The sequence below is a fragment of the Mycobacterium sp. genome (genome assembly GCF_032161845.1).
Lineage (GTDB): Bacteria > Actinomycetota > Actinomycetes > Mycobacteriales > Mycobacteriaceae > Mycobacterium.
In genome coordinates this window covers 1-9,105 of sequence record NZ_JAVRQA010000520.1, presented here as the reverse complement: position 1 = coordinate 9,105, position 9,105 = coordinate 1, and the positions used below count along the sequence as shown (strand labels likewise).

At 66.4% G+C, this 9,105-nt stretch carries 10 protein-coding genes; 6 read left to right on the top strand and 4 right to left on the bottom strand.

Annotation, left to right across the window (positions count from 1 at the left end; genetic code table 11):
* Positions 1-103 precede the first annotated feature (103 nt).
* The 5 genes from rpoZ to QOD90_RS28665 all read left to right on the top strand — a co-directional run bounded on the left by rpoZ (position 104) and on the right by QOD90_RS28665 (position 4,669).
* On the top strand, positions 104-400 hold the full coding sequence (gene rpoZ / locus QOD90_RS28685) for a DNA-directed RNA polymerase subunit omega (protein WP_526355498.1): 297 nt from the start codon (positions 104-106) through the stop codon (positions 398-400).
* A 42-nt stretch (positions 401-442) separates the two neighbouring features.
* Positions 443-1,699: a bifunctional phosphopantothenoylcysteine decarboxylase/phosphopantothenate--cysteine ligase CoaBC gene (gene coaBC, locus QOD90_RS28680; protein WP_526355496.1), complete on the top strand. Its 1,257-nt coding sequence runs from the start codon at positions 443-445 to the stop codon at positions 1,697-1,699.
* Between the two features lie 115 nt (positions 1,700-1,814).
* Positions 1,815-3,023, top strand: a complete 1,209-nt coding sequence (metK, locus tag QOD90_RS28675) for a methionine adenosyltransferase (protein ID WP_526355494.1) — start codon at positions 1,815-1,817, stop codon at positions 3,021-3,023.
* A 100-nt stretch (positions 3,024-3,123) separates the two neighbouring features.
* A complete protein-coding gene (locus QOD90_RS28670) occupies positions 3,124-4,137 on the top strand; it encodes an acetamidase/formamidase family protein (protein WP_526355492.1) in 1,014 nt (337 codons plus the stop codon).
* A gap of 64 nt (positions 4,138-4,201) precedes the next feature.
* Positions 4,202-4,669 (top strand): cupin domain-containing protein, encoded by a 468-nt coding sequence (locus tag QOD90_RS28665; RefSeq protein ID WP_526355490.1) that lies wholly within the window; start codon positions 4,202-4,204, stop codon positions 4,667-4,669.
* A gap of 4 nt (positions 4,670-4,673) precedes the next feature.
* Here the strand turns inward: QOD90_RS28665 and QOD90_RS28660 are convergent, their stop codons facing one another.
* The 4 genes from QOD90_RS28660 to QOD90_RS28645 all read right to left on the bottom strand — a co-directional run bounded on the left by QOD90_RS28660 (position 4,674) and on the right by QOD90_RS28645 (position 8,572).
* A complete protein-coding gene (locus QOD90_RS28660; protein WP_526355488.1) occupies positions 4,674-6,149 on the bottom strand; it encodes a flavin-containing monooxygenase in 1,476 nt (491 codons plus the stop codon).
* A gap of 121 nt (positions 6,150-6,270) precedes the next feature.
* A complete protein-coding gene (locus QOD90_RS28655; RefSeq protein ID WP_526355486.1) occupies positions 6,271-6,645 on the bottom strand; it encodes a YdeI/OmpD-associated family protein in 375 nt (124 codons plus the stop codon).
* Between the two features lie 2 nt (positions 6,646-6,647).
* Positions 6,648-7,613, bottom strand: coding sequence for an alpha/beta hydrolase (locus QOD90_RS28650; RefSeq protein WP_526355484.1), 966 nt, complete (start codon positions 7,611-7,613; stop codon positions 6,648-6,650).
* Positions 7,610-8,572 (bottom strand): alpha/beta hydrolase, encoded by a 963-nt coding sequence (locus QOD90_RS28645; protein WP_526355482.1) that lies wholly within the window; start codon positions 8,570-8,572, stop codon positions 7,610-7,612. The genes QOD90_RS28650 and QOD90_RS28645 overlap by 4 nt, the downstream gene beginning before the upstream one ends.
* 31 nt (positions 8,573-8,603) lie before the next feature.
* Between QOD90_RS28645 and QOD90_RS28640 the strand changes: the two genes are divergently transcribed.
* Positions 8,604-9,105: lysoplasmalogenase family protein (locus tag QOD90_RS28640; protein ID WP_526355500.1), on the top strand; the 502-nt coding region annotated here is incomplete at its 3' end.

Sequence of the window (9,105 nt, the reverse complement as noted above, 5' to 3'; positions counted from 1 at the left end):
TGGTATCCTTGCTGGTGGGCCGTTAATAGCTCAGCGCCAAATGGAGCGCCGATCGACCCGACAGCTAGCTAGCCCTCAAGCGAAAACGCCAGGAGATAACTTCGTGACAACCCCTGTCGAGAGCACCGACTCCGACGCCGCCAACGCCTACGACACGCCGCTGGGCATCACCAACCCGCCGATCGACGAGTTGCTGTCCCGCGCGTCGAGCAAGTATGCGCTGGTCATCTACGCCGCCAAGCGCGCGCGCCAGATCAACGATTACTACAACCAGCTGGGCGACGGCATCCTCGAGTACGTCGGCCCGCTCGTCGAGCCCGGACTTCAAGAGAAGCCGCTGTCGATCGCCATGCGCGAGATCCACGCCGACCTGCTCGAGCACACCGAGGGCGAGGGCTAGGCCTCCCGCGCCGGCCATGAGCCTGTCGGGCGAAAGGCGGAGATGAGCGAGCGGAAGCGGATCGTCGTGGGCGTCGCAGGCGGCATTGCCGCCTACAAGGCGTGCACGGTGGTCCGTCAACTCGCTGAAGCCGGTCACGCCGTTCGCGTAGTTCCCACCGAATCGGCGCTTCGCTTCGTCGGCGCGGCCACCTTTGAGGCACTTTCCGGCCAGCCGGTCCGCACCGGTGTCTTCGAAGACGTCAACGAGGTCCCGCATGTTCGCATCGGCCAGGAGGCCGACCTCGTGGTCGTCGCTCCGGCCACTGCGGACCTGCTGGCAAGAGCTGTCGCTGGACGTGCCGACGACCTGCTGACGGCCACGCTGTTGACCGCGCGATGTCCGGTGCTGTTCGCGCCAGCGATGCACACCGAGATGTGGTTCCATCCCGCCACCGTCCAGAACGTCGAAACATTGCGTCGCCGCGGGAACGTCGTCTTGGAGCCGGCGTCGGGGCGGCTCACCGGATCGGACAGTGGCGCTGGCCGCCTGCCCGAGCCGGAAGAGATCACGACGCTCGCCAAGCTGCTGCTCGACCGCCCTGATGCACTGCCCTTCGACCTGGCGGGGGTCAAGGTGCTCGTCACTGCCGGCGGCACCCGCGAACCGCTCGACCCGGTGCGTTTCATCGGCAATCGAAGTTCGGGCAAGCAGGGTTACGCAGTGGCCAGGGTCGCCGCTCAGCGCGGCGCCGACGTCACCCTGATCGCGGGAAACACCGCTGGGCTCGTCGACCCTGCTGGTGTCGACGTCGTGCACATCGGTTCGGCGAGCCAATTGCAGGACGCGGTGTCCAAGCAGGCTCCGGATGCCCACGTCCTGGTGATGGCAGCCGCCGTGGCCGACTTCCGCCCCACTCACATCGCGACCAGCAAGATCAAGAAATCGCACGAGCCGGGTGCCGAGTCGGCACCCGCCATCGAACTCACGCGTACCGAGGACGTGCTTGCGGGCATCGTCCGGGCCCGCACCGACGGTCAGCTGCCCAACATGCGGGCCATCGTCGGATTCGCCGCCGAGACCGGGGACGCCAACGGAGACGTCTTGTTTCACGCACGGGCCAAACTTCAGCGCAAGGGGTGCGATCTGCTGATCGTCAACGCCGTCGGTGAGGGCCGTGCATTCGAGGTGGACAACAATGACGGCTGGCTGTTGGCGGCCGATGGCAACGACGTTGCCTTGGAGCATGGGTCGAAGACACTGATGTCTAGCCGTATCGTGGACGCGATCGTGGCCTTCCTTGGGAACCGCGCCGGGTGACCGGTTCGACAGCGACACGCTGCGCGTAAGTGTTGCGCCCCGACCGGGCGCACGCTTGGCTACAGCAGGGCATCGATATGATTCGCAGAACTAAGTTTCGGAAAGGGATGACACCGTGAGCAAAGGTCGGCTGTTTACCAGTGAGTCGGTAACAGAGGGACACCCCGACAAGATCTGCGACGCGATCAGCGACTCGGTGCTCGACGCACTGCTGGCGCAGGATCCGAAGTCGCGTGTCGCGGTCGAGACGCTGGTGACCACCGGGCAGGTGCACGTCGTCGGTGAGGTCACCACGACGGCCAAGGAAGCGTTCGCCGACATCCCGAAGACGGTGCGCGCGCGCATCCTCGACATCGGCTACGACTCGTCGGACAAGGGGTTCGACGGCGAGACCTGCGGCGTCAACATCGGCATCGGCGCCCAATCGCCCGACATCGCGATGGGCGTCGACACCGCGCACGAGGCGCGCGTCGAGGGTGCAGGGGATCCGCTGGACGCGCAGGGCGCAGGCGATCAGGGCTTGATGTTCGGCTATGCCATCAAGGACACGCCCGAGCTGATGCCGCTGCCGATCGCAATCGCACACCGCCTTGCCCGCAGGCTGACCGAGGTCCGCAAGAGCGGCGTGCTCGACTACCTGCGGCCCGACGGCAAGACCCAGGTCACCGTTCAGTACGACGGCAACACTCCGGTCCGGCTGGACACTGTGGTGCTGTCCACCCAGCACGCCGACGGCATCGACCTCGAGGCCGGTCTGACGCCCGACATCCGCGAGAAGGTCGTCAACACCGTTCTGGCCGACCTGAACCACGAGTCGATGGACACCTCCGACTACCGACTGCTGGTCAACCCGACCGGCAAGTTCGTCCTCGGTGGCCCGATGGGCGACGCCGGCCTGACTGGCCGCAAGATCATCGTCGACACGTACGGCGGCTGGGCCCGCCACGGTGGTGGCGCGTTCTCCGGCAAGGATCCGTCGAAGGTCGACCGTTCCGCCGCGTACGCGATGCGGTGGGTGGCCAAGAACGTCGTCGCAGCCGGCCTGGCCGAGCGGGTCGAGGTCCAGGTCGCCTACGCGATCGGCAAGGCCGCTCCCGTCGGACTGTTCGTCGAGACCTTCGGCTCGGAGACCGTCGACCCGGCGCGCATCGAGAAGGCCATCACCTCGGTCTTCGACCTCCGTCCCGGCGCGATCGTCCGCGATCTCGATCTGCTGCGCCCGATCTACGCGCCGACGGCGGCCTACGGTCACTTCGGCCGCACCGACATCGAGCTGCCGTGGGAGCAGCTCAACAAGGTGGAGGAACTGAAGGCGTCCGTCTAGTTCTTCTGCGCGAGCACGTAAAAGCCCCTGAATCTCCGGATTTCAGGGGCTTTTGCGACTGCTCGCGCGCGGAGTCGTCGATTCCAGCAGGATGACGGTCATGGATCACGTGACCTTCGTGCCAACGGTCGACCAATTCGCCTACACCTTCGGTGGGGCGGCACCGGTAATGCGAATCAAGCCGGGCACGGCGCTGACGCTATGGACCGAAGACGCGTACGGCGGGCGCATCACCAGCAAGGCCGACGTCGCGACCACGGCGCTGGACACCGAGGACCTCAATCCCCAGACCGGCCCGTTCTGGATCGATGGCGCCGAACCGGGGGACACGTTGGCGGTGCACCTGGTGGACCTGACGCCTTCCCGAACGTGGGGGGCCTCGACCCTGATCCCGTTCTTCGGCGGGCTCACCAGCATCCCGGCCAGCCCGACGCTGCAGGACCCGCTACCGGAGCGCACCTACATCTACGACTACGACGCGGGGACGGACACGCTGGGCTTCTCGGCACTGGCCAGTGACTTCCAGGTTCGCCTGCCCGCCAACCCGATGCTCGGGACCGTCGGCGTGGCGCCGGCCCGGCGCGAAGTGCGGACGGCGTTGGTGCCGGACTACTTCGGCGGCAACATGGATAGTCCCGAAATGGCAGCCGGCGCAACCTGTTATCTACGGGTGAACGTCGAAGGCGCGCTGTTCTCGCTCGGCGACGGGCACTACCGGCAGGGCGAGGGAGAGTCGTGCGGCACCGCGGTCGAGGGCGCGATGCACGTGACCGCGATCGTCGATCTGATCAAGGGCGGTGGACCTGCGTGGCCGAGGATCGAGACCGACACCCACCTGATGTGCGTCGGTTCCGGGCGCCCACTGGAAGAGGCGTGGCGGGCCGGTCAGGTCGAGATGATTGGCTGGCTGGGCCAGCTGTACGGTCTCGACCGGCTCGACGCGTACCAGTTGCTGAGCCAGATTTCGCAGGTTCCGATCGCGAACGTCGTAGACACCAACTACAGCGCCGTCACCAAGGTCGACAAGCGACTGTTGCCGAAGGCACCCGCCTACGGCGGGCTTCACGACGAAATACGCAGTGCGGCAAGATCACTCGGCTCGATCTCGTACTGAGTCACCTTGGCACCTATGCTGTCGTTCAAGCGGAGTAAGACATCCGCACGAAGGGAGAAGCGATGTGAGTGTTGCCTATCTCGCCCAGCCCGAACGGCAACAACAGCTGGAATGGCTCGACGGCGGTACGCTCGCGATTCTGCTCGACGGCAAGGCCACCGACGGTCAGTTGATGATCGGACGCTTCGACGTGAGCGAAGGCGAGGCGCCGCCCTATCACCGGCACACCCACGAAGACGAAGTCTTCATGCTCATCAAGGGCACCGCGCTGGTGTGGGTCGACGATCAGGAGATGGAGCTGGCCGAGGGCGGAATCGTGTTTCTGCCCAAGATGATTCCGCACGCCTATCGGATCACCTCGAAGAAGGCCGACCTGTTGATGATCAACACGCCAGCTGGCATCGAGGGGATGTTCCGCCACGCGGGCCGTGACATGTCGACGCCGCGTCCGGACGGCTTCGAGATCTCGCCCAAGCTGCTCGCCGAAGCGTCCGAGAAATACGACAGCGTCATCCTCGGCCCGCCGCGCTGATCGGCTACGTGCTGAACTCGTAGTCGGCGAGCGGAAAGCGGCGGCTGCGCCAGATCGCCTCCGCAGTGGTGGTGGGCCGAAGCGGCACGTCGCCGTTCTTGTCGAAGTAGTAACTGTTGGCCAACGCGCAACTGTCCTGCCAGAAGATCTGGCGGTGTCGCTTGGCCATCATCTCGGCGAAGTACCGGTCGTTGGCCTCCTGGGAGACCTCGACCCGGGTGGCGGCCTCACTCGAGGCCCGGCTTAGACACCTGATGATGTGGTGTGTCTGCGTCTCGATCAGCGCGAAGTACGAAGACCCCACGTAGCCGTAGGGGCCCATCACGGTGAAGAAGTTCGGAAACCCGGGGACGCTGACGCCCTCATAGGCCTGTAGGCGTTGCTCGGACCAGAACTTCGCCAACGAGCGGCCACCGGCGCCCGTGACGGGAAACGTCGGGATGCTGTCGACGTCCATCACCTTGAAGCCGGTGGCCAGGATCAGCACGTCGACCTCACGCTCGGCGCCATCCGTTGTGGCGACACCCGATCCGATGACCTTGTCGATCGGTTCGGTGACCAGTTCGACGTTGTCGCGGTTGTACGTCGACAGATAGGTGTTGTGGAATCCGGGTCGCTTGCAGCCGACCGCGTAACGAGGGGTCAACTTGTCGCGGACCTCCGGGTCGTGCACCTCGCGTTTCAGGTACGCCCTGCCCATCTTCTCGGCGCGGCGGGCGAGCGGAAATACCGTGTAGTACTGGGCCGAGATCGTGAACGTCAGCTCGACGTAGGCCTGGCTGAGCGCGCGTTGGATCATCTTGCCGCCGGGTATCCGCATGGCCCAACGCGCTGGAGCGGGCAGCGGCACGTCCAGTTTCGGCATGCACCAGATCGGCGTCCGTTGAAACACCGTCAAACTCTTCACCAGCGGCGCGATCTCGGGGATGACCTGAACCGCCGACGCTCCCGTCCCGATGATCGCGACGCGCTTGCCGCTCAGATCCTGGGAGTGATCCCAGCGGGCGGTGTGCATCGTGATGCCCGCGAAACTGTCCACGCCGTCGATGTCGGGCAGGTTCGGCACCGTCAGCACGCCGCTCGCGTTGACCAGGAAGCGGGCCGTCAGTGTGTCACCCGAGTCCAGCTGGACCCGCCAGGAAGCGGCGTCGTCGTCGAATGTCGCGGCCGTCACCTTGGTGTTGAATCGGATCTTTTGGCGTAGGCCGTACTTGTCGACACAGTGATCGGCGTACCCCTTCAGCTCCCGGCCTGGCGCGTAGGTCCGTGACCACTCCGCGCTCTGTTCGAACGAGAACTGATAGGAAAACGATGGAATGTCAACGGCGATACCTGGATAGGTGTTCCAGTACCAGGTTCCGCCGGGCTCCTCGCCCGCCTCGATGATCTGATAGTCGCCAAGTCCGGCCCTGTCGAGCTGGATCGCCATGCCGATGCCCGAGAACCCGGCACCGACGATGATGGTGTGAAAGTCCGTCATGGCGTCTCCCGTCGATGGGTGATGACGGTCAACCCCATTTCGGGCGCAACGTCGGCGTCGCTTCCATTTCCGCCACCAAGGGGAAGATAACCCGATCGGGGCCGGTCCTTTGCCGCATCGTTCAAAGTGGCGAGGACGGCCAGCGCCCGTCGGCCTTCGCGGCCTCGACGTGACGCAACCCGTGGTCCCGCATCCGGCCTTCGTCGAGGAGGCGCCGCACTCGTTCGACATTGGACTTCGACCAGGCACTCTTGGGTTTTCGCGGGCTGAACCTCTGGATGCGCGAGACGTCGTCGTGTCCGCGGGCCAAGCTGTCGATCCAGCCGAAGCACAGCGCGATCTCGACTGCCTCGCCGTACCCCAGTGGCACGTCACCGGCGGACTTGTTGTAGAGCCGCAGCCACACCTCGGTCACCGTGTCGTGGTAGGCGTCTAGCCACTGTTCCCACTGCAGCGGGGATTGCACGTCGAGGACGAGGCGCTCCGAATCCGCCATCCTCAGGGGTGCAGTGCGATTCGTAGCGCAGCCAGCCCGCGATCGGTGGCCTCGGCCGCCACGGGCGACGCCATCGCCAGGCTGACGTAGCCGTGGACCATTGTCGGCTCGTTGCTGAGCTGGACGGAAACACCTGCGGCAGAGAGCATTTCGGCGTACTTTCCGCCGTCGTCGCGCAGTGGATCATGCTCGGCGGTCCCGATGAAGGCGGGCGGCAGGCCCGCGAGCGTCGAGGCGTTGGCAGGGGCGACGTCGGTGGGCAGCGTCTTGGGATCGGTCATGTCCCGCCCGGGCAGGTACCAGGTCAGGAATGCCGTGGTCACGTCGGCGGTCAAGATCGGGGCATCGGCGTTCTCGGTGAACGACGGCGCGGACAGATCGCCGACGGCCACGGGGTACCAGAGCAATTGGAAGGCGAGCGGTGGCCCACCGGCATCACGGGCTCGCAGCGCCATCACCGCGGACAGATTGCCGCCGGCGGAGTCGCCCGCGACGGCAATCCGATTCGGATCCCCGCCGAGTTCCGCGGCGTGCTCACCGACCCATTGCAATGCCGCCCAAGCGTCGTCTACGCCGGCCGGGTAGGGATGCTCCGGAGCCAGGCGGTAGTCGACCGACACCACGATCGCCTCGGCGCCGATCGCGTGGGCACGCGCCACGTGATCGTGGGTGTCGAGGTCACCGATCGCCCAGCCGCCGCCATGGTAGAAGACCACGACCGGCAGGTCGGTGTGTGCGTCGACCGGCGGCCAGTAGATGCGGACGGGAACGTCGGTGAGGTCGCCGTACCCGACCGTGCGCTCCTCGATTCGCATGTCCGGCAACGTCTCCGCGGGCGGCGTCACCGCACGAAACCTTTCGCGAGCGACCTCGACGCCTTCGTCGATGGTGAACTCGAGTGGCACGGCGTCGAGAAGCATCTTGAGAATCGGATCGATACCGGGCCGCTCAGAAGAGGTTTCGGTCATGTACCCAAGGCTAGCGCGCGACGAAGGGCTGACAACCCCTTCTGAACGGCATCGGTGGCGGCAGGTACGACGTCGGCGTAGCCGAGGTAGCCGTGTACCAGCGTCTCGGCGTTGTGCACCTCCACCGGAACCCCCGCGGCGCTCAGCAGTTCGCCGTATTGGACGCCGTCATCGCGCAGCGGATCGTGCCCTGCGACCGCGATGTACGCGGGCGCCAAACCGGAGAAGTCCGCCGCCCGGCCGGGCACCAGCGTCGTCGGCGGATTCTTCATGTCCTGGCCGTGGGCATACCAGCGGGAGAACTCCGCGACCGCATCGAGCGCGAGGATGGGCGCGTCGGCGTTCTCGGTGAACGACGGCAGGGACGTATCCCAGGTGGTGGCCGGGTACCACAGCAGCTGGAACGCGATGGCCGGACCACCCGAGTCGCGCGCCAGTTGCGCGACGACCGCCGCGAGATTGCCGCCTGCGGAGTCGCCGGCCACCGCGAGCCGCCCTGGATCGGCGCCGAGGTCGGCGGCATGCGCGGCCACCCACTGAGTGGCGGCCCAGACGTCGTCGACGGCCGCCGGGTACGGATGCTCGGGTGCCAGGCGGTAGTCGACCGACACCACCAGCGCGCCCGAGCCCACCGCGTGCCGACGGGCATCGCCGTCGTAGCTGTCGAGATCGCCGACCACCCAGCCGCCGCCGTGGAAGAACATCACCACGGGAACCGTCCCGTCGGCGGCCTCGCGCGGCCAGTACAGCCGGATCGGTACCGGGCCGCCCGCGCCATCGATCGTGCGGTCCTCCACGCGCAGGTCTTGGTGGACCGGACGCCGTGGCAGGTCGCGGAACCGTTGCCGGGCCGCCTCGGGGCCTCCGTCGGTTGTCAATTGGAAGGGCACCGCTTCCAGTACCTTCTGCAGGATGGCATCCAGACCTGGCTTGTCGCCTGAAGCGTCGGTGACGGGCATCGACTCACCGTACGCATCGCGCGCGACGCGAATGCTGTGGGGCGCTGCGGCAGTGGTTGGCGCCGCCTATGGGACGTTTCTCGTCGTCACGGCTCTCCGCTCGCCCGCAGGTGTCGAGCTCACTGGCCAGTTCGGCATGCAACCCCCCGTCAAGGCACTGGCTGCCGTCCTGCTCGCCGCGGCGGCGCTGAGCCATCCCGTACGGCGAGAACGCCGCTGGCTGGTCCCCGCCCTGGTGTTCTCGGCAGCAGGGGACTTCCTGCTCGCGATGCCGTGGTGGCAGCCGTCGTTCGTGCTCGGCCTTGGCGCCTTCCTCGTCGCGCATCTGTGCTTCCTGGCCGCGCTGCTGCCGCTCGCCAGGAGAACGCCGTCCAGAGTGGCGGCCTCCGTCGTGGTGTGCCTCGCCTGTGCGAGCTTGCTGGGGTGGTTCTGGCCGCAGCTGATCGCCGAGGGCATGGCGATCCCGGTCATCCTCTACATGCTGGTGCTGGCCGCGATGGTCTGCGCGGCTCTGCTCGCCGAGTTGCCGACGC

Coding starts and splice junctions, on each gene's coding strand:
- coaBC (WP_526355496.1), top strand. CDS start 443: ATGAGCGAGCGGAAGCGGATCGTCGTGGGCGTCGCAGGCGGCATTGCC.
- QOD90_RS28670 (WP_526355492.1), top strand. CDS start 3,124: ATGGATCACGTGACCTTCGTGCCAACGGTCGACCAATTCGCCTACACC.
- QOD90_RS28660 (WP_526355488.1), bottom strand. CDS start 6,149: ATGACGGACTTTCACACCATCATCGTCGGTGCCGGGTTCTCGGGCATC.
- QOD90_RS28655 (WP_526355486.1), bottom strand. CDS start 6,645: ATGGCGGATTCGGAGCGCCTCGTCCTCGACGTGCAATCCCCGCTGCAG.
- QOD90_RS28650 (WP_526355484.1), bottom strand. CDS start 7,613: ATGACCGAAACCTCTTCTGAGCGGCCCGGTATCGATCCGATTCTCAAG.
- QOD90_RS28645 (WP_526355482.1), bottom strand. CDS start 8,572: ATGCCCGTCACCGACGCTTCAGGCGACAAGCCAGGTCTGGATGCCATC.